Source organism: Vagococcus sp. AM17-17 (assembly GCF_003471765.1).
Classification (GTDB): domain Bacteria; phylum Bacillota; class Bacilli; order Lactobacillales; family Vagococcaceae; genus Vagococcus; species Vagococcus teuberi.
Genome location: NZ_QRJY01000001.1, coordinates 375,378 through 397,964, shown reverse-complemented (window position 1 = coordinate 397,964; position 22,587 = coordinate 375,378). Strand labels below are relative to the sequence as shown.

The 22,587-nt window shown below is 33.8% G+C and carries 20 protein-coding genes and 1 riboswitch; of the genes, 16 read left to right on the top strand and 4 right to left on the bottom strand.

Annotation, left to right across the window (positions count from 1 at the left end):
• Positions 1–52: 52 nt before the first annotated feature.
• From DW196_RS01915 to DW196_RS01875, 9 genes are all read left to right on the top strand, one after another.
• Positions 53–1,453, top strand: coding sequence for a DUF1958 domain-containing protein (locus DW196_RS01915; RefSeq protein WP_158563494.1), 1,401 nt, complete (start codon positions 53–55; stop codon positions 1,451–1,453).
• Positions 1,454–1,484: 31 nt separating this feature from the next.
• Complete coding sequence (locus DW196_RS01910) at positions 1,485–2,333, top strand: aldo/keto reductase (protein WP_071456719.1); 849 nt, start codon at positions 1,485–1,487, stop codon at positions 2,331–2,333.
• Positions 2,334–2,398: 65 nt separating this feature from the next.
• The gene (cls, locus tag DW196_RS01905; RefSeq protein ID WP_118249737.1) at positions 2,399–3,931 is read left to right on the top strand and encodes a cardiolipin synthase; all 1,533 of its coding nucleotides are present in this window, start codon (positions 2,399–2,401) and stop codon (positions 3,929–3,931) included.
• 36 nt (positions 3,932–3,967) lie between these two features.
• On the top strand, positions 3,968–5,116 hold the full coding sequence (locus tag DW196_RS01900; RefSeq protein ID WP_071456721.1) for a cysteine desulfurase family protein: 1,149 nt from the start codon (positions 3,968–3,970) through the stop codon (positions 5,114–5,116).
• Between the two features lie 58 nt (positions 5,117–5,174).
• The gene (locus DW196_RS01895; protein WP_071456722.1) at positions 5,175–5,516 is read left to right on the top strand and encodes a cysteine desulfurase; all 342 of its coding nucleotides are present in this window, start codon (positions 5,175–5,177) and stop codon (positions 5,514–5,516) included.
• A 156-nt stretch (positions 5,517–5,672) separates the two neighbouring features.
• Positions 5,673–6,800: a tRNA 2-thiouridine(34) synthase MnmA gene (mnmA, locus tag DW196_RS01890; RefSeq protein WP_118250198.1), complete on the top strand. Its 1,128-nt coding sequence runs from the start codon at positions 5,673–5,675 to the stop codon at positions 6,798–6,800.
• Positions 6,801–6,855: 55 nt separating this feature from the next.
• Positions 6,856–7,028, top strand: a riboswitch (M-box (ykoK) riboswitch).
• Between the two features lie 383 nt (positions 7,029–7,411).
• Positions 7,412–10,054, top strand: coding sequence for a magnesium-translocating P-type ATPase (gene mgtA, locus DW196_RS01885; protein WP_118250196.1), 2,643 nt, complete (start codon positions 7,412–7,414; stop codon positions 10,052–10,054).
• Positions 10,055–10,191: 137 nt separating this feature from the next.
• Entirely contained in the window at positions 10,192–10,578 is a 387-nt protein-coding gene (locus DW196_RS01880) for a DUF1033 family protein (protein WP_118249736.1), read from the top strand.
• Positions 10,499–12,574, top strand: a complete 2,076-nt coding sequence (locus DW196_RS01875; RefSeq protein ID WP_118249735.1) for a DNA topoisomerase 3 — start codon at positions 10,499–10,501, stop codon at positions 12,572–12,574. The genes DW196_RS01880 and DW196_RS01875 overlap by 80 nt, the downstream gene beginning before the upstream one ends.
• A gap of 50 nt (positions 12,575–12,624) precedes the next feature.
• On the opposite strand, the gene DW196_RS01870 is transcribed toward DW196_RS01875, so the two are convergent.
• From DW196_RS01870 to DW196_RS01860, 3 genes are all read right to left on the bottom strand, one after another.
• Entirely contained in the window at positions 12,625–13,362 is a 738-nt protein-coding gene (locus DW196_RS01870) for an amino acid ABC transporter ATP-binding protein (RefSeq protein ID WP_118249734.1), read from the bottom strand.
• On the bottom strand, positions 13,363–14,808 hold the full coding sequence (locus tag DW196_RS01865; RefSeq protein ID WP_118249733.1) for an amino acid ABC transporter substrate-binding protein/permease: 1,446 nt from the start codon (positions 14,806–14,808) through the stop codon (positions 13,363–13,365).
• A 133-nt stretch (positions 14,809–14,941) separates the two neighbouring features.
• Entirely contained in the window at positions 14,942–15,310 is a 369-nt protein-coding gene (locus tag DW196_RS01860; RefSeq protein WP_118249732.1) for a YccF domain-containing protein, read from the bottom strand.
• Between the two features lie 134 nt (positions 15,311–15,444).
• On the opposite strand from DW196_RS01860, the gene DW196_RS01855 reads away from it, so the two are divergent.
• The 3 genes from DW196_RS01855 to DW196_RS01845 all read left to right on the top strand — a co-directional run bounded on the left by DW196_RS01855 (position 15,445) and on the right by DW196_RS01845 (position 17,161).
• A complete protein-coding gene (locus DW196_RS01855) occupies positions 15,445–16,137 on the top strand; it encodes a hypothetical protein (protein WP_118250194.1) in 693 nt (230 codons plus the stop codon).
• A gap of 81 nt (positions 16,138–16,218) precedes the next feature.
• On the top strand, positions 16,219–16,683 hold the full coding sequence (locus tag DW196_RS01850; RefSeq protein ID WP_071456727.1) for a DUF1456 family protein: 465 nt from the start codon (positions 16,219–16,221) through the stop codon (positions 16,681–16,683).
• 22 nt (positions 16,684–16,705) lie between these two features.
• A complete protein-coding gene (locus tag DW196_RS01845; protein WP_071456728.1) occupies positions 16,706–17,161 on the top strand; it encodes a YaiI/YqxD family protein in 456 nt (151 codons plus the stop codon).
• Positions 17,162–17,183: 22 nt separating this feature from the next.
• Here DW196_RS01845 and DW196_RS01840 read toward each other — a convergent pair whose 3' ends face one another.
• The gene (locus tag DW196_RS01840; RefSeq protein WP_233519173.1) at positions 17,184–17,897 is read right to left on the bottom strand and encodes a GntR family transcriptional regulator; all 714 of its coding nucleotides are present in this window, start codon (positions 17,895–17,897) and stop codon (positions 17,184–17,186) included.
• A 143-nt stretch (positions 17,898–18,040) separates the two neighbouring features.
• Between DW196_RS01840 and DW196_RS01835 the strand changes: the two genes are divergently transcribed.
• The 4 genes from DW196_RS01835 to DW196_RS01820 all read left to right on the top strand — a co-directional run bounded on the left by DW196_RS01835 (position 18,041) and on the right by DW196_RS01820 (position 22,525).
• Positions 18,041–19,909: a beta-glucoside-specific PTS transporter subunit IIABC gene (locus tag DW196_RS01835; protein WP_118249731.1), complete on the top strand. Its 1,869-nt coding sequence runs from the start codon at positions 18,041–18,043 to the stop codon at positions 19,907–19,909.
• An 11-nt stretch (positions 19,910–19,920) separates the two neighbouring features.
• Entirely contained in the window at positions 19,921–21,351 is a 1,431-nt protein-coding gene (locus DW196_RS01830) for a 6-phospho-beta-glucosidase (RefSeq protein WP_199566555.1), read from the top strand.
• Between the two features lie 118 nt (positions 21,352–21,469).
• Positions 21,470–21,760, top strand: coding sequence for a SemiSWEET family transporter (locus DW196_RS01825; protein WP_071456731.1), 291 nt, complete (start codon positions 21,470–21,472; stop codon positions 21,758–21,760).
• 120 nt (positions 21,761–21,880) lie between these two features.
• Positions 21,881–22,525, top strand: a complete 645-nt coding sequence (locus DW196_RS01820; RefSeq protein ID WP_079348138.1) for a trimeric intracellular cation channel family protein — start codon at positions 21,881–21,883, stop codon at positions 22,523–22,525.
• Positions 22,526–22,587: the final 62 nt, after the last annotated feature.

Genomic DNA, 22,587 nt, shown 5'->3' with positions numbered 1-22,587 from the left:
ATGAATGAAAGTTTGGTATTATAGACAGGAGAATATATTAAAGGAGATTAGGATGGGATTAAAAAAGTATTTGAGAAGATTATTTGTGGGAGTAGTCTTTTTTAGTTTTGTATTTGCAACAAAATCTTCAGCTGAAGAGATGCCAAATATGATGGATTTAATCAAAGAGTCAGGCTTTACGGTAAATGAACTCGATAAACCTAAAGGAGCCGTTTTGATAGATGCGAATACGGGTCAATTTTTGTGGGGAGAAAACCCTGATGCACCACACAATCCGGCCAGTATCATGAAGCTAATGGTTGTCTATTTAGTGTATCAAGCGATAGAAGAAGGAAGACTCTCACTTGATACAGAGGTAGAAGCAACTGAGCGTTATGTTGCGATTTCACAAATTTACCAACTAAGTAACAATAAAATACAGTTAGGTGTATCATATCCTGTTAAAGAATTATTAAAAATGGCAGTAGTACCATCTTCTAATGTTGCAACGGTGATGTTAGCAGACTTGGTTGAACCAAATGCCGTATTAATGTTACAAAAAATGAATGACACTGCTAAAGAATTGGGTATGACAAACACTAAAATAGTAAATATTACTGGAGCGGAAATTAGTGCATTTCAAGGGATGTATGCAGCAGAAGGGGTAGATACATCAACTCTTCAAACAACGGCGTCTAATGTGACAACTGCTAGAGACCTTGCGACATTTACTTACTTTTTATTGACGAAATACCCAGATATATTAACGATAACAAATACGCCAAAAGTAACGACGATGAGTGGAACACCTTATGAAGAAACATTTGATACCTATAATTATTCCCTACCTGGTTTAGAGTATTCCTATGAAGGGGTGGATGGTTTGAAAACAGGGTCAAGCCCGACAGGTGGATTTAATATAGACATGACAGCCAAAAAAGGGGATTTACGCCTTATCGCGATTGTTTTAGGTGTGGGAGATTGGGCAGATCAAACGGGAGAATACAAACGCCATCCCTTTGCTAATGCAATGCTAAATTACGGTTTCAACCATTATGAATACAAAGAATTATTAACAAGTGGCGAGCATGAAATTGATGACAAAACGATTACAATAGAATCACCGTTACTCGATACAGTCAAAAAAGAAGAAGCCTACACACTTAAACTTAATGATGATGGAAAAATTGTGGTAGAAAATGGCCTAGAAAGAGTTTCAGATACCATTCCACAAATTGCAGTGACATACAAAGAAAAAGAAGAACAAAATCCCGTGAAAAAAGTGTTAACTAATTCATCAGTAAACGAAATTACCTCATCAAGTTTTGTTAAAAAAATGTTAAAACACTGGAAATTAATCGCAGGCTTAATTGGTGGTTTAATTTTTTTACTATTTTTAATAATATGGTATATTAGAAAAAGAAACCGACGAAAAAGATTAGAAGCGAGAAATAGATATCGCCGAAGAAGATAAGTTGTCGGTAAAAATGAGGGAGGATGTAATGATGACAGAACAGACTTACTATACTCTAAAAGACGGTAATAAAATACCAGTAATAGGTTTTGGAACATGGCAAGCAGAAAATGGGGATATTGCTAAACAAGCAGTTAAGTCGGCACTAGAATCAGGGTATCGCCATATTGATACAGCCATGATATATGGTAATGAAACCAGTGTTGGTGAAGCGATTAAAGAAAGTGGCATCCCACGTGACGAGTTATTTGTTACCACGAAACTATGGAATCATGATCATTCATATGATAAAGCCAAACAAGCGATTAATGAGTCTCTTGAAAGATTAGGATTAGATTATTTAGATTTATATTTGATTCATTGGCCAAATCCAATTGATTATCGTGACAACTGGAAAGAAGCAAATGCGGGTTCATGGAAAGCCATGGAAGAGGCAGTGGATGAAGGGAAGATTAAAAGTATTGGCGTATCTAACTTTTTAATTCATCATTTGAAAGCACTAGAAGAAACGGCTGTAATTCAACCAGTGATTAATCAAATCTATTTAAATCCAAGTGATCAACAACATGAAATCGTGGATTATTGTAGAAACAATGGGATTATTTTAGAAGCTTATAGCCCTCTTGGTACAGGAGATATTTTTAAATTAAAAGAGTTAGAAAGAATTGCAGACACACATAATAAGACTGTCGCTCAAGTTGTGTTGCGTTGGTCGTTACAAAAGGGATTTTTACCATTACCAAAATCAGTAACACCAAGTCGCATTAAAGAGAATATTGAGTTGTTTGACTTTGAGTTATCAGAATTTGATATGGGATTAATTGATGCACTACAAGGAAAAGCTGGTTCTGCAAGAAATCCGGATGAAGTTACCTTTTAAAAGGCTCTCTAGTGAAGAGCCTTTTTCTTCATTTAGTAAGAAAACAAAAAGATTGGGAGAGATTGATGGAAAAATTAATAAAAATCATATCGAATAGGGCAGTCCTAATAGTCTTATTAATCTTGATACAATTGGGCGTATTATTTGCTATTGTGTTTAGATTTCAGAATTACTTTGTCTATTTTTATACATTCTATTTGCTTATTTCTAGTGCGGTTATCATAAAAATAATCAATAGTCGAAGTAATCCAGCCTATAAAATTGCTTGGATTATTCCTATCATGTTAATACCAATTTTTGGGACAGTCATTTATTTAGTGTTTGGTCGTGTTCGTTTCAGTAATAAAGAAAAAATGAAGATGGCAATGGTTCAAGAACGAGAGCGAATGGCTAACGAGAGTACTGTTGCTAAAACGACGATAGATGATGGGAACCCAAATGCTATTATTCAGTCTAATTATCTTAGCAAACATGGTGAGGCTTCTTTATTTGAGCATACGACAAGTGAGTATTATCCGTTGGGGGAGGAAGCTTTCAAAGCGATGATTGAAGACCTTGAAAAGGCTGAGAAGTATATTTTTATGGAGTATTTTATTGTTCATGAAGGTGAGATGTGGGATACAATACTTGAAATTATGGTTAGAAAAGCAAAAGAAGGCGTAGATGTGCGTTTCATTTATGATGATTTTGGTTGCTTGTTTACTCTACCTCATGGTTATGATAAAAAGTTACGCGAGCAAGGCATTAAATGTTGTGTGTTTAATCCATTTATTCCAGTATTGTCGCCAATTTTTAACAATCGCAATCACCGAAAAATTACCGTGATTGATGGAAAAGTTGCTTATACAGGTGGCATTAACTTAGCAGATGAATATATCAATAGGATAGAAAGATTTGGTCATTGGAAAGATAATTCGATTAAAGTTGAAGGTGAAGCAGCTTGGGGCTTTTCTCTTTTATTCTTATCAATGTGGGATTTTGTGAATTCAACCGAAAGCAACATTGAAGAGTTTATTCCAGAATATGCTCCTGGAGAATTACCAGAGAATGATGGTTATTATCAACCATATGTGGATTCACCTTTTGATAGAGAAACAGTCGGGATGAACGTGTATTTAAATTTGATTAATCGTGCGACTGAATATGTTTATTTTACAACACCTTACTTGGTGATTGATAATTTATTAATGGAAGCGTTATGTAATGCTGCTAAGGGTGGCGTTGATGTTAGAATCATAACCCCTCATATACCGGATAAATGGTATGTTCATGCTGTGACGAAATCCAACTATGCACAATTAATCGAAGCAGGTGTCAAAATATATGAATACACACCAGGTTTTATTCATTCGAAAACGTGTGTTGTAGATGGACTTTATGCAACAGTTGGAACGGTGAATTTAGATTACCGTAGTTTGTTCTTGCATTTTGAATGTGGTGTGTGGATGTATAAAACAAATGGCGTTGATGCTGTGTTACAGGATCATATGGAGATTGAAAAACTAAGTCAACAAATTTCATTGGAGCAAGCAAAAAATGTGTCGTTTCCAAAAAAAGTAGTGCGAGCATGTTTATCTGTTTTTGCCCCACTATTGTAAGAAATTAGAGAGATAAAAAATGAAAGAGTGAAAAAAATGCAAGCAGTTTATTTAGATCATGCCGCAACAACACCAATGGCTCCAGAAGTCATAGAAGAGATGACACGAGTGATGTCAACTATATATGGTAATCCTTCAAGTGTGCACCAATTTGGTCGCCAAGCTGAGTTTGAATTAGATATGGCAAGAGATGTCGTTGCCGCTTCGATTGGTGCACAATCACGCGAAATCGTTTTTAATGGTGGTGGTTCTGAAGGTGATAATACAGTGTTGTTGGATATTTCTAGACAAATGAAACACAAGGGAAATCATATTATCACAACAAATGTGGAACATTCAGCAGTAATCAAACCACTTGAAACATTAGAAAACATGGGATTTGAGATTACTTATTTACCAGTTGATTCAACAGGACATATTAGTGTGACACAATTAGCATCAGCTATTAAACCTGAAACCATCCTCGTTTCAGTGATGTATGGTAATAATGAAATTGGAACGCTTAATCCGATAAAAGAAATAGGTCAATTACTTTTTGATCAAGATATTTTATTTCATACAGATGCGGTTCAAGCATTTGGAACAGAAATAATCAATGTCGATGATTTAAAGGTTGATTACTTAACTATTTCAGCTCACAAAATTAATGGGCCTAAAGGTGTTGGATTTACTTATATTCGTTCAGGTCAACCAACTCCTGTATTGATACAAGGTGGCGATCAAGAAGAAAAAAGACGTGCTGGGACTGAAAATTTAGCGGGAATAGTCGGTTTAAAAAGGGCTGTATCACTTCTTACAGCTGAGAAAAAAGCTGAAAATAAAGAACGATATAATCAATTCGAACGTCTTATTTTAGAAGCGTTAGATGAGCAACAGATAGAGTATCAGATAAATGGAGACAGAGAAAATAAATTACCTCATATTTTAAATATTTGGTTTAAAAATGTTCCTAATAACATTTTGTTATCTCGTTTAGACTTAGCTGGTTTTGCCATATCAATTGGATCTGCTTGTAGTGCAGGAGATGTAAAACCATCACGCATTATTCAAGCCATTTATTCAAACGACAGTAAAGCAACTAAAGAATCAGTCAGAATTAGTTTTGGCTATGGGGTGACAGAAATGCAAATTATTGAATTTGCACAAACCTTAGTATCAACGGTTCAATCAATTTTAAAAAAATAGTTGGTATTTGTAAACAGATTCATTATAATGAGGGTATCAAGTTTATAGGGGGATAAGTATGTCATTCTTAGAAAAAGCAACAGTGGAAGGATGCCCACAGTTGTACAAAATAAATCCAAAGGCAAGAGCCTATACGTTTAAAGATTATGGTTTCCAAGCAACACCTTCAGGAAATTTACAATTGGTGAGACCATTAGATATCACACCTCAAGCAAAACAAAGTCCAAAGTTAAAAATAACAGTGGCAAAAGACTTGAAAACATTAAAAATGTCTTTGACAACGCCAAATGGATTAAAATCGATTAATATTTTTAAATCAGATGATCAAAAAGATAAACAAGAGCAATTTTATTATATCATGGATGATTTAATGTCATTTGATTGTATCGAAAAAGCTTAAACCCAAAGAAAAGAATTGTCTTATGGCAGTTCTTTTTTTGTGTCAAAGAGATGATTTTATTAAGCAAAAACGCTATAATGTAATAACTGAAAAAAATACGACCTTCAAATCGTAGTAGATTTTCAGAATCTATAAAAAGAAATGATGGTGATGAGTTTGACAGATAACAGTCAAATTAAAGTAGTAGTCGGTATGAGTGGTGGCGTGGATTCATCTGTAACTGCCCTAATACTAAAAGAACAAGGGTATGATGTAGTTGGAGTCTTTATGAAAAATTGGGACGATACGGATGAAAATGGTGTCTGTACGGCAACTGAAGATTACAAAGACGTGGCGAAAGTAGCGAATCAAATAGGTATCCCGTATTATTCTGTGAATTTTGAAAAAGAATATTGGGACCGTGTATTTGAATACTTTTTAGCTGAATATAAACGTGGTAGAACACCAAATCCTGATGTCATGTGTAACAAAGAAATTAAATTTAAAGCCTTTCTAGATTATGCCATGCAACTTGGTGCTGATTACGTGGCGACAGGTCACTATGCTCAAGTGGTTCGTGATGATACAGGAACATCTCAAATGTTACGTGGGGTAGACCAAAATAAAGATCAAACGTACTTTTTAAGTCAACTTTCTCAAGAACAATTATCTAAAACAATGTTTCCACTTGGACATATGGAGAAAAAAGAAGTTCGTGAGATTGCCGAAAAAGCTGGACTTGCAACTGCTAAAAAGAAGGATTCAACAGGTGTTTGTTTTATTGGTGAAAAGAATTTCAAAGAATTTCTTGGGAAATATTTACCAGCACAACCTGGAAAAATGATCACGTTAGATGGTGATATTAAAGGTGATCATGCTGGATTAATGTACTATACCATTGGTCAAAGACAAGGATTAGGAATCGGTGGAGGTCAAGGTGAATCGAGTGAACCGTGGTTTGTTGTGGGGAAAGATTTATCAACAAATACTTTATATGTAGGACAAGGATTTCATCATGAAAATTTGTATTCAACACACCTTGAAGCAAGTGAAGTACATTTTACTGTTGATACACCGAAACCAAAAGAATTTAGATGTACAGCTAAGTTTAGATATAGACAACAAGATATTGGTGTACGTGTTGTATTGTCAGATGATCAAACGCAAGCAACCGTTTATTTTGATGAACCAGTGAGAGCAATTACACCTGGACAAGCCGTTGTTTTTTATGATGGGATGGAATGTTTAGGTGGCGGATTAATCGATGTGGCGTTTTATGAAGATAAACAACGTCAGTACATTTAATTAAAAAAGGTGTTGACAGAACGTTTTTAATACGATATAGTTCTGTGTGTAAGAAAAATAGATTAGTTAGGTGAGGCTCCTATACAAACATAGGCTACTGCCCAAAAATGTCGAGAGACGCCAATGGGTATAACAGAGATGATCGATATAAGGTTTTCTTTAACGTAGCTAAAGTTCTTTGTAACTTTTACGTTGTATAGTGCTAAAACTCAACGATTGGATCTCACAAGTTTATTAAATGTGTCTTTATGCCTTTCGTCGAGTTTTGGACGGAAGGTTTTTTGCGTTTTCTAATCAATCAAAGGAGGGGTAACTGTTTTTTTAAAACTATTATTCTTATAAAAAATAACAAACAAAGGAGATGGAAACACATGGAAGATAGTAGTCACGGTCGAAGTTACAAGGGTCATGAAGAGTGGGAAATAAAAAAAGTTTATTATTATCTATCTGTTTCTACCTCAGAGAGATAAGTTGATAGCTTGTAACCACTTCTCAAAAGGACCCAATAAAAAGGGGGAATACACATGATTCATACAAATATGAGTGGCATACTCTTTTTTATGATCGGGTGTTTCTTATGGACACAACACGTGGGAAAGAAGGTTACAACAATGGAAAAAAAAGAAGTAGCAAACTACAAATTTTTTGCACAAACTAGTATTGATAAATTATTTTCAACATTTAAAACAAGTCTTAGTGGTATAAATAACAATGAGGCAGAAGTATTAAGAGATGAGTACGGTGAAAATGTTATTTCACATAAAAAGAAAACACCCTTTATTATTGAAGTGTTAAAAGCATATTTTACACCGTTTACTACCGTATTATTAGCTTTAGCTATTATTTCGTTTATTACAGATTATGTGATTGTTCCAGCTGATGAAAAAGATTTAACTGGCGTATTGATTATTGTAGCAATGGTGTTGTTAAGTGGCACAATGACACTTGTTCAGTCAGTTAAGTCAAATAATGCGGCTGAAAAATTAAGTAATATGGTAAAAGTCACAGCGACAGTTCTTAGAAAAGGTGAAGAAGTTGAGTTACCTATTGAAGAAATTGTGTGTGGCGACATTATTAAATTATCAGCAGGAGATATGTTACCAGCAGACGTTAGATTGATTCGTACAAAAGACTTGTTCGTCTCGCAAGCTGCTATGACTGGTGAAAGTTATCCTGTTGAAAAAAAAGACACATTTACTATGAGAAACAAAGACACAGAAACAGATTATGAAAATATTGCATTTATGGGAAGTAACGTAGTAAGTGGTAGTGCAATAGGTTTAGTTATTGCTGTTGGAAATGGCACATTATTTGGTCAAATCGCGAAAGATGTGTCCGAAAAACACACGATTACTAGTTTTGATGTGGGGATTTCAAAAACATCTTGGTTATTAATTCGTTTCATGTTGGTCATGGCACCAACTGTATTCCTGATTAATGGTTTAACAAAAGGTGATTGGTTAGAAGCATTTCTTTTTGGTCTATCTGTTGCAGTAGGATTAACACCTGAAATGCTACCAATGATTGTGACAACGAACCTTGTAAAAGGTGCGTCAACAATGGCGAAAAAAGGCACTATCATTAAAAATTTAAACTCTATTCAAAACTTTGGTGCAATTGATGTATTGTGTACGGATAAAACAGGAACCTTGACACAAGACAAGATCATTTTAGAGTATCATTTAGATGTTGATGGAAAAGAAGACGACAGAGTATTAAGACATGCATTCTTTAACAGTTATTATCAAACAGGTTTAAAAAACTTAATGGATAAAGCAATTATAGAATCAGCTGAAGAAGAGTTAAATATGAATGTCAATGCGTATAAAAAAGTTGATGAAATTCCATTTGATTTCCAACGTCGTCGTATGAGTGTGGTGATTGAAGATGCGTTTGGAAAAACTCAAATGATTACAAAAGGTGCCGTTGAAGAAATGCTTGACGTATCAAGTTATGTTGACTACCGTGGTAGTGTGGTTCCTTTAACAGAAGAAATCAAATCAACTATTTTAAAAACAGTTGATGAGTTAAATGAAGATGGATTACGTGTGATTGCGGTTTCTCAAAAAACAAATCCAAGTGTAGTTGGTGAGTTTTCTGTCAAAGACGAAAGCGACATGGTATTAATTGGGTACCTTGCATTCCTCGATCCACCAAAAGAAACAACGAAAGACGCTTTAAAAGCATTAAAAGAACATGGTGTCGGTGTTAAAGTATTAACAGGGGACAATGCTTTAGTCACTAAATCTGTGTGTAAACAAGTCGGATTAGAAGATGAGGAGTTAATTACAGGCTCTGAGATTTCTCGCATGAATGATGTGGAATTAAAAGTCATTGCAGAAAAATACAATATTTTTGTTAAATTAACACCGTCTCAAAAAACACGTTTAGTAAAAGTATTACGTGATGCAGGTCACACTGTTGGCTTTATGGGTGATGGTATCAATGATGCACCTGCTATGAAAGAAGCTGATGTGGGTATTTCAGTAGATACAGCCGTTGATATTGCTAAAGAAAGTGCTGACGTGATTCTGTTAGAAAAAGATTTAATGGTGTTAGAACGAGGTATTTTAGCAGGACGTACAACGTTTGGTAACATTATGAAATATGTCAAAATGACAGCAAGTTCAAACTTCGGTAATATGTTCTCAGTTGTTGTGGCAAGTATTTTCTTACCATTTTTACCAATGTTGCCAATTCAACTGCTATTCTTGAATTTAATTTACGATATTTCTTGTATGTCAATTCCATGGGATAATATGGATGCCGATTATTTAGAAGAACCTAAAAAATGGGATGCAAGCCGTATTGGGTCATTTATGAAGTGGCTTGGACCTACAAGTTCAGTGTTTGATATTACTACGTATGCTTTAATGTATTTTGTCATTTGTCCAGCAGTAGTGGGTGGATCATATCACACATTAGGAGCTGAACAACAAGCATTGTTTATCGCAGTATTCCATGCTGGTTGGTTTGTTGAGTCATTATGGTCTCAAACATTAGTTATTCATACATTAAGAACACCAAAATTACCATTTATTCAAAGTAGAGCATCATTTATTTTAACAACGATTACGTCTATCGGTATTGCAATTGGTTCATTCTTACCATTTACAGCGTTTGGTCAAGATTTAGGATTGATGCCATTACCAGGGCAATACTGGATTTATTTAGCACTGACTATCGTTGCATATCTAATGCTTGTAATGGTTGTTAAGAAAATCTATGTAAACCGTTTTGGTGAGTTATTATAATAGAAATTTAAAAAGAAACGAGTGAGAACTTGTTTCTTTTTTTTTAACAAGATAAAATAGATAAGTCGTAAGATTTGTCAATTTAGACATTTTCACATAGTCTATAAGTAAAGTGTAAAAGAAGGGCGGACAAATAGATGTATCAAGTTATTCAGACTTATAGTGAAGATGAGCCTTGGTGGTTTTTTGAAAAATGGGAAAAAAATATAAAATCAGAAGAGGTTTTTGATAAATTTCATGATGCAGAAAAAGCATTTATGAAACAATATGATCAATTAAAACAAAACTACGAAGAAGTAAAATGCAAAGATCCTTATTTAGTCGCTTTTTGGAACGATGAAGAATACGTATATTGTGAAGACTGTGATGAAGATTTACAAGCATACAGAGGATTAATGCTGGTAAGTGAGTACAAAAAATTAGATTTAGGAGATAATAACTCAGATGAAGCAACTGGTAATAGCAGAAAAACCAAGTGTTGCCAGAGATTTAGCCAAAGTGCTAGGGGCAACCAAGAAAACTAAAAATTATATCGAGGGCGATAAATATATCGTGACTTGGGCTTTAGGTCATTTGCTTGGCTTAAAGATGCCTGAAGATTATAACAAAGATTGGGCAGAGTGGAACATGAATACCTTACCAATGATTCCTGAACGAGTAGGGATAAAACCACTACCTAAAACACGTCCACAATTAAAAGCAATTAGTCAATTAGCTAATCGCAAAGATGTATCTGAAGCCATTATCGCAACTGATGCAGGACGTGAAGGAGAGCTAGTTGCACGCTGGATTTTACAATATGTCAAGTTCAAAAAGCCAGTGAAACGTTTATGGATTTCTTCTCAAACAGATAAAGCCATTAAACAAGGATTTAAACAATTAAGACCAAGTAAAGAGTATGATAATTTATATTATTCAGCTGTGGCTCGTGCCGAGGCTGATTGGTTGGTTGGGTTAAATGTGACACGAGCGTTAACTGTAAAATACAAAGACAGTTTATCAGCAGGACGCGTTCAAACACCGACTCTTGCGATGGTTAGACAACAAGAAGAGGTCATTGAGAAATTTAGACCGGAAACCTATTTTACGCTAGACGCTGAATATGATGGTGTCATAGGACATTTGCAATTAAAAAATCCTAGACAGTATAAAGAGAGACAAGCATTAGAAGATTTAGTCGCATCATTTGATGGAAAATCGTTAATAGTTGAAGAGATTCAAGTGAAGGAAAAAACAGAGTACGCACCACTTCCTTATGATTTAACAGAAATTCAGCGTGAAGCAAACCAACGTTACCAATATTCTGCTAAAAAAACACTGTCAATTATTCAACGTTTATATGAAACGCATAAAATTGTCACGTATCCACGAACTGATTCGAAACATTTGACGACCGACATGAAATCAACGATGAAAGAACGTTTGACTGCTGTTACTCAAATGTCACCAGAATTAGTGAAACGACTTGTTAAAGATGGTGCAGTAGTAAAACAGCAAAAAGTGTTCCAAAATGCAAAGGTAACTGATCATCATGGATTGATTCCAACAGAACAATCGGCTCGCCTAGAAAAATTAGACAACGATGAGTTGAAAATCTATCGCATGATTGTAGAACGTTTCTTAGGTTTATTTTTACCGCCGTATAAAGTATCTATTGAAACAATTACAGCTAAAGTAGACCAATCAACCTTTGTTTTTAAGCAACAACGTGTCCTTGAAACTGGATGGAAACAAGTTGAAGAAGCAGCTAAACAATCTGTTGTCTTTAAAAAAGGAACAGCAATCAAAGTAGTTTATAAGATTAATAAACAACTGACAACTCCACCAAATCCATTATCAGAGGGAACGTTACTTGGAAAAATGGAAAAACATAATTTAGGAACACCCGCAACACGTGCCGAAATTATTGAAAAATTAATCAGTTCAGATTTAATTGAACGTCAAACCAATCGTATAGTGGTTACAGCAAAAGGAAAACAACTATTACAATTAGTGAATCCATCACTTGTCACACCAGAGCTGACACAACAATGGGAGCTTTCTTTAGAAAAAATTGCGAATGGTGATCTTAAACATCAAGTATTTATAAAAGACATTGAAAAAGAAACCACTCGATTAGTTAAAGAAATTAAAATGAGTGAAGAAAAGTATGTCGATCATTCATTAACCAATAAAACCTGTCCTGATTGTGGTAGCCAATTAAAAGAAAAAAATACAAGAGATGGCAAAATCTATGTATGTAGCAGTGAGACTTGTCATTACAAACGACGTAAAGATCCAAAAGTATCCAATAAGCGTTGCCCGCAATGTAAAAAGAAAATGATGATATTAGAAAATAAAAATGGATCATATTTCAAGTGCGGTGGCTGTCAATACACAGAAAAAATGCAAAGTGGCTCAAAAGGTAAAAAAAAAATCTCGAAACATGAAGAGCGAAAATTGATTAAAAGATATAATCAAGCAGAAGAGATGGAAAGCCCACTTGCGGCAGCTTTAAAAGCAGCAATGAAAGAAGACTAGTAAAAAAAGGAATGTCACAAGGTTTATCACCTTACTGTCATTCCTTTTTATTATATGTTTAATACTTTATTTAAGAAGTCTTTTGTACGGTCATTTTGAGGATTTTCAAAGACTTGTTCAGGTGAACCATCCTCTAAGAAATTACCCCCATCAATAAACATCACACGATTTGCCACTTCTTTAGCAAATCCCATTTCATGAGTGACAATCACCATTGTCATTCCTTGCTCAGCTAAATCTTTCATAACGTTTAGTACGTCTCCTACCATTTCTGGGTCAAGTGCGGAGGTTGGCTCATCAAAGAGCATAATATCAGGATTCATGGCTAATGCTCTGGCAATGGCAACACGCTGTTTTTGTCCTCCTGATAAAGAGTCTGGGTAGCTATCTTTTTTATCAGCTAAGCCAACTGATTCAAGTAAACTAATTGCTTTTTCATTTGCTTCAGCTTTAGATAATTTACCCAAGTCAACAGGAGCGAGGGTCACATTTTCTAAAATGGTTAAATGAGGAAATAGATTGAAATGTTGGAAGACCATTCCAATATGTTGACGAACTTTATTGATGTTAGTATTTTTGTCAGTCAAATTAGTTCCATCCACGATAATATTTCCACTCGTAATTTCTTCTAATTGATTTAAGCAACGAAGAAACGTGCTTTTACCAGAACCTGATGGGCCAATGATACAGACCACATCGCCTTTTTTGATAGAAACATTAATATCGTTTAATACAGTGTGTTCATCATATTTTTTTACTAAGTGCTCAACTAATATTTTTTCAGCCAATTAGTTCACCTTCTTTTCTAAAACTTTTGCTAATTTTGTTAATGCTGTAATCAAAATCAAATAAATCAATGCGATAGTAAAGTAAACCATCGTACTTTGTAAGTTTCGTGCCACAATAATTTTACCTGATTGAAGTAATTCAATTAAACCAATTGATGATAGAATGGTTGTATCTTTTAGAGATATAACAAATTGGTTAACAAATGATGGAATCATGATTTTAATGGCTTGAGGTAAGATAATCTTTTGCATTGCACGATGATACGAAAGACCTAAACTTCTAGAGGCTTCCATTTGACCCTTAGGAACAGCATTTATCCCACCACGTACGATTTCTGATAGATAGGCACTTGAGTTTAATGTTAGTGTGATGATACCAGCTAAGAAGACAGGAATATTAAAACCTAAAATCCCTGGCATACCAAAGTAAATGAAGAAAGCTAGCACCATAAGTGGAATACCACGAATAATATCCACATAGATTGTTGCGATAAGACGCAGCACTTTTGATGGTGAAACACTAAATAAACCAATTAAGATACCGATAATAAGTGCTAAAACAAATGATACTAGAGTTAACTTAATTGTCATCCATAGTCCATCGAGTAAACTTTTCCAGTTGTTTTTTAAGAAACCAGCAAAACTTGTTTCGTCAACAGCGGTTTCTTCTGTACTTGTATCTTTACCAGTTGAAATATATTTATTGATAATTTTGTCGTACTCGCCAGACGCTTTTAAATTCTTAAGACCAGCGTTGAATTTTTCCAATAATTCTTGATTCTGCCCTTTTTTAACGGCAAATCCATAGGCACTACCAGTCTCTTTTTCACCAACTAATTGAAGAGCTTGCCCATTTGTAATGGCATATCCTAAAACAGGGTAATCATCAAATATTGCAACAGCTTCGCCATTTTCTAATGATTTATACAGTCCAGTGGCGTCATCAAAGTTTTTGATTGTATAACCATATTTTTTTTGATTCTTTTCTAAGAAAGTCGCACTTTCAGTTCCAACTTTTGCAGCGACTGTTTTTCCTTTTAAATCGTCATAACTTTTGATTGAGTTATTTCCTTCTTTAACAGCCATTGAAATACCGCTATCAAAATAAGGATCAGAAAAATCAAATGATTTTTTTCGTTCCTCGGTAATGCTCATACCAGCAACCATACCATCCGCTTGATTTGATTGGACAGCTTGTACCGCACTATCAAATCCTAAAGGTTTTAAATCCACTTTGAATCCTTGATCTTTCGCGATAGCATTGATTAAATCAACGTCAATCCCAATATATGTTCCGCTTGAATTTTGGTATTCAAAAGGAGCGAAGGTTAAATCAGTCCCAATTGTGTATGTTTGTTCTTCTGCTTTGACATTGACTCCAAAAACTAAAACAACTAAAGAGGCAAGTAAAGCTATGAATGAAAATAAAGAATATTTATTTTTCATAAAGTTTCTCCTTTTTTTCTATTTTTTTTATTATAATTTAAAAAAACAGAAAAACACAAATTTTATGTCAGATTATCTTACATGAAATTTGTGTTTTTACAAAAAAATACCAAAAAACGGTTTAATTTTTACACTAATACCTATATACAACTTCTGCACCAAATGGCATCAGTGCTAATTTTGCCAATTTAAAAGATTGTTTTCCAAAAGGAATCCCAATAATGGTGATGCATAAAAGTATACCGCTAGTAACGTGGACAATGGCTAATGGAAGTCCTGATATGATAAGCCAAAGTATATCAACAACAAATGAGATACCACTTCCATTGTAAACAATGTCTTTTCCAAAAGGCCAAAATGAAAGACCAGCAATTTTAAAGCATTGAAGTCCTATTGGAATCCCAATAATAGTAATACACCACGCGCACCCAGCGATAAACCAAGAAATTCCACCAGCAAATCCTCCAAAAATTATCCAAATAATGTTTCCTAAAAAAGTCATTGTCATTCTTCTTTCTAAAATATGATAGATTAATAAAAGCATTTCATTCATCATTCTGATAGAATGTAGTTAGTTGATTATAACATAGACATATAATGTATACAAAAGGGGAAATGATAGTGGAAAATATCTTTATGACATTTATAACCTATTCCATTGTAGGATGGCTGTGGGAAAGTGTTTATTGTTCGTTAAAAGCACGACATTTTGTGTATCGTGGCTTCTTATTAGGCCCATATTGTCCTGTTTATGGGTTTGGTGTGACAGCTGTTTTATTACTTGTCCCAGACAAATCAGGTACACTTTTAAATCTTTATTTTAATTCTGTTGTGATTGTGACTATTATTGAATTTATAACAAGTTGGTTACTAGAAAAATTATTTAATATGTCATTGTGGGATTATAAAAATGTTCCCTTTAATATTGAAGGACGAGTAGCTGTCCCAGTTTCAATGTTCTGGGGAGTGGGATGTTTGTTCCTAATTAAAGTGATTAATCCAGTCATACAAGATGGCATTACAAACTTTATAAATGCAACTAACAATATTGGACCCATTATTTTATTTGTTTTATTTACGGTAGATGTTATCTCAACATTAATTTTTACAGCGACTACCAAAAAAGAAGTTGCTTCATCAATTGATACGAGTGATAAGGAAAATGCTGGTATTAAAGAATATCGTTTAAAACACTTATTTGAAAACAAAGAATCAGACCATAATAGATTGATAGTTTTACAAGACTTGAAAAACAAACCACTGAAATTAAAACATCACAATTTAAATCGTTTGCTTAAAAACTATCCAAATTTAAAATTAAAAAAATAGGGTTAGGCCTATTTTTTTTTTGTTTCTCATAAATGAAGTGGCTATGTTATAATGGTTCTATTACATAAAAAGAGGTATGGTATGAATAACAATGATCGGTTAACGCGTTTAAGATACGCACTTGATATTAAAGATAATGATATGGTCGAGCTTTTTTCTTTAGGTGGCGTGACTGTTACAAAAGAAGAGTATTTATCAATGTTAAATAAAATAGATGACGACTTATATGAAAATATGTTAGAAGATGAAATGTTTGAGAGATTTTTAAATGGCATGATTATTTCACAGCGTGGTAAAAAAGATGATGACAAGGTAGTCTATGAATTGCATGAAGGAAACGCAAATAATGTCTTTTTAAAGAAAATAAAAATTGCCTTGTCTCTTACAACTGATGATATGCTTCATTATTTAGATGAGGCAGGAGTAAGTGTTTCTAAAAGTGAATTAAGTGCTTTTTTAAGAAAAGAAGGACATCGAAATTACAAAGTATGTGGAGACAACTACACAAGACATTTTTTAAAAGGCTTAATGACTGATTATAGATAATGATTATTTTAGGAGGTGACTTATGCGTTTTGTCATTGATGGGGATGGGTCTCCGGTAAAAAATGAAGTGATCCAATTAGGAGAAACGTATCAAATTCCTGTTGTTATCGTGACAAGTATTGATCACTACACAAATAAAATTTATCCAGACTTTATTGAGTTTATTTACGTAGATAAAGGAAGTGACAGTGCTGATTATCGTATCGTAAAAGAAGTAGAGGATCATGATATTATTATTACTCAAGATTATGGTTTGGCTTCTCTTTTACTAACAAAACCAGTGCGAGTATTTCATCATAGCGGACAAGAGTATACAACACGTACGATTGATACGTTACTTAATCAACGTTTTATAGGTAGTCAAATGCGTAAAGCAGGAAAGAAAACAAAAGGTCCTAAAGCATTTACCCAAAAAGATAAAGAGATATTTATTGGGAAAATGTTGGATATTATTAAGAGCAAAAATAACCTTGGCTAAAAAGTTAAGGTTATTTTTTATTTTATGAATATATTTTTGTACTTTGTAAAAAGAATTGAGAATTAACATAATGATAGATTGTTTTAGAAAAATCAAATGCTTCCCCTGACGATAAGTAAAATAACTCATCAATTAATAATCCTGGATCCCCCTCATTTAATTCTAATAAGTCACTTTCATCTTTATTTAATTTTATGACATGGATATATTTATCAGAGAAGCTAATATTCAATTTCAAAGCTGTTTTACAGTAATCAAAAATAGAATGCTCTGCTATTTCAACATTTAAGTAAGGGATGATTGTTTTATTGTAATAGGATTCTTCTATACAGAGAACTTGAGAATTAATATATCGTATTCTTTTAACATAATAAACACTCTCTTTATCATCTAAACTTAAATGCTCTCTAACTTCCAATGGCGGAATTACTTCACTAAGTTCTAATACTTTAGATGTAATATCAAATTCACCTAAATCAGCTGTAAATCCTTGATTTTCACTGAAATTAATATAACCTTTTCTTTTTTTTCTCCTAACAAATACACCACTACCTTGTATTTGGTAGATAATTCCTCGTTTTTCTAATAAATCCAATGCTTTAACAATAGTACTTTTACTGACGTGATAAGTCTCTATCAATTCTTTAAAGTTTGGTAACCTACTACCATGGTTTAAGTTATTTTCAACAATTGATTCCTCAATTAATAATGCAATTTTTTCGTATTTTAACATCATAATAATCCCCTCATTTATATCTCTTAAGTTTTGTTACGATAGTTTTCTTTATTTTATCACAAAAAAATAAAAAAGATAGGTATTGACAAATTGTGCATGCACAATTATTATTTATATATAAAGTTTAGAGAGGAAGGCGAATCATGAGTAAAGTGAGAGACTATTCAAAGTTGGCACAAGATATTGTTGAAATACTTGGTAAAGATAATATTTTAAATGCTACACGTTGTGCAACAAGATTAAGATTGGTGTTAAAAGATATTCCAACTGATGCAAAAGAAAAAATTTCAACATTACCTGGTGTTATATCGGTCGTCATAAATAATGGACAATTTCAAATAGTGATTGGTCCACACGTAGGGGAAGTGTATGATGCGTTTACTGAATTAGTAAATGTTGATATAACTGAGGAAGAACCAAAAGGAAGTATTCTAAATCGTATTATTGCTACAATGTCTGCTGTATTTGCACCGTTTGTTTATATTTTAGCGGCAGCAGGTATTCTACAAGGTGCACTTATCTTGATTAATTTAGCTTATCCTGCCTTTGCGTCAACTGATACTTATCGTGTTTTTAGTTTCATTTCTTGGGCACCGTTTACATTCTTACCAATTTTTATCGCAATTACGGCATCCAAGCATTTTAAAGTAAATACATATATTGCTGTCGCGATATCAATGGCACTTGTGTCACCTGATTGGACAACAATGGCATCAGAGATTGCTTCAGGAAAGCATTTAACATTTTTTAACATTCCATTAAGTGAAACAGTCTATACATCATCAGTTTTACCGCCACTTATTATGGTTTGGTTGTTGTCTTATTTAGAAAAATTTGTAGAAAAAAGATTGCCTGGAGTGGTTAAGCCATTACTTACTCCATTGATTTGTATGGTTATCATGGTTCCTGTGACTATTTTAGTATTTGGTCCGGCATCAGCTTTCCTCGCAAACGGTATCGCAAATGGTTATAACAGTCTAGTACAAGTTGCACCACCTCTAGCAGGTGCATTAATTGGTGGATTCTGGCAAGTAGTTGTTATTTTTGGGGTTCATTGGGGTATTACACCAGTTGTTATGGCAAACTTTGATATGTATGGAAGAGATTCATTCCAAGCGTTTCAAACCATTGCAGTCGTAGCACAAGTAGGAGCAGTTTTAGGTGTATTCTTGAAAACTAGAAACAAAGAACTTAAAGGAGTTTCTTTATCAGCCTTTATTACAGGTTTGTTCGGTATAACAGAGCCAGCCATTTACGGGGTAACACTTCGATTTAAAAAACCATTTATTTTTGGGTGTATATCCGGGGCAATCGGTGCGATAGTTGCTAGTTTCTTCAATCCATACTATTTTGCTTACGCTGGGTTACCAAGTTTATTAACGGTTGTTAATGGAATTAATAGTGAGTTTCCAACTTCATTCATTGGCATCGTAATTGGATGTCTGATTGCACTTGTTGGTTCAGCAGCTTTAGTAATGATTTTCGGATTTGGTGAAACAAATGAAACAGATAAAGAGTTAAGTGAAGACATTGAAGGAAAAGTAAAAAAAGCGCCATTAGTTAATTATGATATGCCAACACCAATTATTGGAGAAGTCATAGCATTAACTGATGTACCAGACGAAGTATTTGCTAGTGGTGCGATGGGATCTGGAGTTGCCGTTAAGCCAACTGATAATAAAGTTTATGCTCCATTTGATGGTGTTGTAACGATGGTAATTGATTCAAAACATGCCATTGGTTTAACGAGCGATACTGGAATCGAATTATTGGTTCATGTTGGATTGGATACAGTTAAATTGGAAGGAAAACCATTTAAATGTCATGTTATTCAAGGTCAATCTGTTAAAAAAGGTGACCTGTTATTAGAATTTAATGCAGAAGAAATCGAAGAAGCAGGTTATTCATTAATTACGCCAGTTATTATTACGAATTCTTTTGAATTTAAATCTATTCAAATAGAGGAAAATAATATAGTCAATGTGAACGATAGTCTTTTAAAATTTAATTAGAGGTGATAAAAATGGATAAAAACTTTTTATGGGGTGGCGCATTAGCTGCTCATCAATTCGAAGGCGGATGGAATCAAGATGGAAAAGGACCAAGTGTTATTGATGTTATGACAGCAGGCGCACATGGTGTACCAAGAGAAATTACAGAAACAATTGAGGTAGATAAATTCTATCCAAACCATGAAGCAATTGATTTTTACAATAGGTATAAAGAAGACGTAGCATTGTTTGCTGAAATGGGATTAAAGTGTTTAAGAACATCCATTGCGTGGTCACGTATCTTTCCAAATGGAGATGAAGACACACCAAATGAAGCTGGGTTACAATTTTATGATGATTTATTTGACGAGTTATTAAAAAATGGTATCGAGCCAGTTATTACATTGTCCCATTTTGAAATGCCATTGCATTTAGCTAAAGAATATGGTGGATTTAGAAATCGTAAAGTGATCGACTTTTTTGAAAAATTTGCGATTACATGTTTTGAGCGTTATAAGAATAAAGTAAAATACTGGATGACTTTTAATGAAATCAATAACCAAATGGATACTAATAATCCTATCTTTTTATGGACTAACTCTGGTGTAAGTGTGGCAGAGGGTGAAAATGCAAAAGAAGTCATGTATCAAGTTGCTCATAACGAATTAGTTGCTAGTGCTAAAGCAGTTATTGCTGGTAAAAAAATAAATCCTAATTTTGAAATAGGTTGCATGGTCTCTCATGTTCCAATCTATCCCTATTCATGTAATCCAGCTGATATTATGGCAGCTGAAGAAGCGATGCGTCAACGATTCTTTTTTGCTGATGTTCATGTACGTGGCTACTATCCAAGTTATGCCATGAAAGAATTTGAACGTGAAGGATATAATCTGGATATTCGCCCAGAAGATTTAGAAATATTAGCTAAGGGAACAGTTGATTATGTTGGTTTAAGTTATTATATGTCAACAGTTGTTAAAGCTGATGTGAATAACGATAACTTAGGTAATGTGGTGAATGGTGGATTACCAAATAGTGTAGAAAATCCATATATCGAAACAAGTGATTGGGGATGGACAATTGATCCTGAAGGCTTGCGTTATGGTTTGAATCGCTTGTATGATCGCTACCAAATCCCATTATTTATCGTAGAGAATGGGTTTGGCGCAATTGATGAACTAACTGAAACAAATGAAGTTCACGATCAAAATAGAATTGATTACTTAGTGAAACATATTGAAGCTATTAAAACAGCGATTGATTATGATGGCGTAGAAATCATGGGTTATACACCTTGGGGGATTATTGATTTAGTATCCTTCACAACTGGTGAGATGAAAAAACGCTACGGAATGATTTATGTTGACCGTGATAATGAAGGAAATGGTTCGATGAATCGTTATAAAAAAGATTCGTTTGATTGGTATAAAAAAGTGATTGAAACAAATGGAGAAGAGCTTTAAATATATAAAACTATTAGTCTGTACTGGCTAATAGTTTTTTTAATAGCTATTAATTAACCTATTTTTTAAAGTGTGTTATCCTACTATATAAGAAGAGCTTCGTATAGGAGGAAAAAACATGGGAGACAATAAATCTGCCAAAACAAATCAGTCTGAAACCACATTTATTAAGTATATCAGTTGGATTGCAACCATTACAGCAATTCTAATGTATGTATCGTACATCCCACAAATAAGTAATAATTTAGCTGGAGACAAAGGTAGTCCTGTTCAACCCTTAGTTGCAGCAATTAACTGCTCACTTTGGGCGATTTACGGATTTAAAAAAACGCCACGAGATTGGCCGATTGTACTAGCAAATTTTCCGGGAGTCATTTTTGGGATAATTACTTTTTTAACCGCTTTGTAGTAAAAAAACGATTATTAAACCAAAAAATTTGAAAATTGACGTAAATTTGCCTTGAAATAGTTATAATATGAAAGAGTCTATGACTTAAGTAGTATTATATTGTTTCAGGGGGTTGGATCAATGGATATTTTAGAGATTACAAGTATCATTGGGACGATTGCTTTTTCGTTTTCTGGAGCACTTGTTGCCATAGAAGAAAAATATGATTTATTAGGGATTGCAGTATTAGGATTTGTCACGGCATTTGGTGGCGGTGCTTTAAGAAATTTGATTTTAGGATTATCAATGGATATTTTTTGGAGTCAGACAACACTGTTTTATGTGTCATTTGCAACAATTGGCATTGTTTATTTATTTCCGAAAAGGCTATCATCAATGAAAATGTTAGAACTTATTTCTGATGCAATCGGGCTAGCGGCATTTAGTATTCAAGGGGCTTTGTATGGATTAGGAATTAATGGTCATATAGGTCCTGTTATTATGGCGGCGTTATTGACAGGTACAGGAGGAGGATTAATACGAGATCTTCTTGCGGGAAAAAAACCAAGTGTCTTATGTGCTGAAATATATGGTAGCTGGTCGATTTTAATAGCAATCGCTCTTTATGTTTATCGTCCAACGCACTCATTAGTATATCTTTTTATCATTGTGTTAACAGTGTTACTAAGAGTTGTTGGGTTAACATATGATTGGAATTTACCGAAGTCTAAATTTAATAAACATGATGATGACAATAGCCACCCAACTCTAAAAATTGACTTATAAAACGTTGCGTGATATATTTTACAGATAATATAGACTAAAGACGTTATATAGAATCATAAAGT

Excerpts from the sequence above, each read along its gene's own strand:
- DW196_RS01825 (WP_071456731.1), top strand. The coding sequence starts at position 21,470 with ATGGGAGACAATAAATCTGCCAAAACAAATCAGTCTGAAACCACATTT.
- DW196_RS01865 (WP_118249733.1), bottom strand. The coding sequence starts at position 14,808 with ATGAAAAATAAATATTCTTTATTTTCATTCATAGCTTTACTTGCCTCT.
- DW196_RS01840 (WP_233519173.1), bottom strand. The coding sequence starts at position 17,897 with ATGATGTTAAAATACGAAAAAATTGCATTATTAATTGAGGAATCAATT.
- DW196_RS01835 (WP_118249731.1), top strand. The coding sequence starts at position 18,041 with ATGAGTAAAGTGAGAGACTATTCAAAGTTGGCACAAGATATTGTTGAA.
- DW196_RS01875 (WP_118249735.1), top strand. The coding sequence starts at position 10,499 with ATGAAGCAACTGGTAATAGCAGAAAAACCAAGTGTTGCCAGAGATTTA.
- cls (WP_118249737.1), top strand. The coding sequence starts at position 2,399 with ATGGAAAAATTAATAAAAATCATATCGAATAGGGCAGTCCTAATAGTC.
- DW196_RS01820 (WP_079348138.1), top strand. The coding sequence starts at position 21,881 with ATGGATATTTTAGAGATTACAAGTATCATTGGGACGATTGCTTTTTCG.
- mgtA (WP_118250196.1), top strand. The coding sequence starts at position 7,412 with ATGGAAAAAAAAGAAGTAGCAAACTACAAATTTTTTGCACAAACTAGT.
- DW196_RS01845 (WP_071456728.1), top strand. The coding sequence starts at position 16,706 with ATGCGTTTTGTCATTGATGGGGATGGGTCTCCGGTAAAAAATGAAGTG.
- DW196_RS01895 (WP_071456722.1), top strand. The coding sequence starts at position 5,175 with ATGTCATTCTTAGAAAAAGCAACAGTGGAAGGATGCCCACAGTTGTAC.
- DW196_RS01880 (WP_118249736.1), top strand. The coding sequence starts at position 10,192 with ATGTATCAAGTTATTCAGACTTATAGTGAAGATGAGCCTTGGTGGTTT.
- DW196_RS01900 (WP_071456721.1), top strand. The coding sequence starts at position 3,968 with ATGCAAGCAGTTTATTTAGATCATGCCGCAACAACACCAATGGCTCCA.
- DW196_RS01910 (WP_071456719.1), top strand. The coding sequence starts at position 1,485 with ATGACAGAACAGACTTACTATACTCTAAAAGACGGTAATAAAATACCA.
- DW196_RS01915 (WP_158563494.1), top strand. The coding sequence starts at position 53 with ATGGGATTAAAAAAGTATTTGAGAAGATTATTTGTGGGAGTAGTCTTT.
- DW196_RS01860 (WP_118249732.1), bottom strand. The coding sequence starts at position 15,310 with ATGACTTTTTTAGGAAACATTATTTGGATAATTTTTGGAGGATTTGCT.
- DW196_RS01830 (WP_199566555.1), top strand. The coding sequence starts at position 19,921 with ATGGATAAAAACTTTTTATGGGGTGGCGCATTAGCTGCTCATCAATTC.
- DW196_RS01855 (WP_118250194.1), top strand. The coding sequence starts at position 15,445 with ATGACATTTATAACCTATTCCATTGTAGGATGGCTGTGGGAAAGTGTT.
- DW196_RS01850 (WP_071456727.1), top strand. The coding sequence starts at position 16,219 with ATGAATAACAATGATCGGTTAACGCGTTTAAGATACGCACTTGATATT.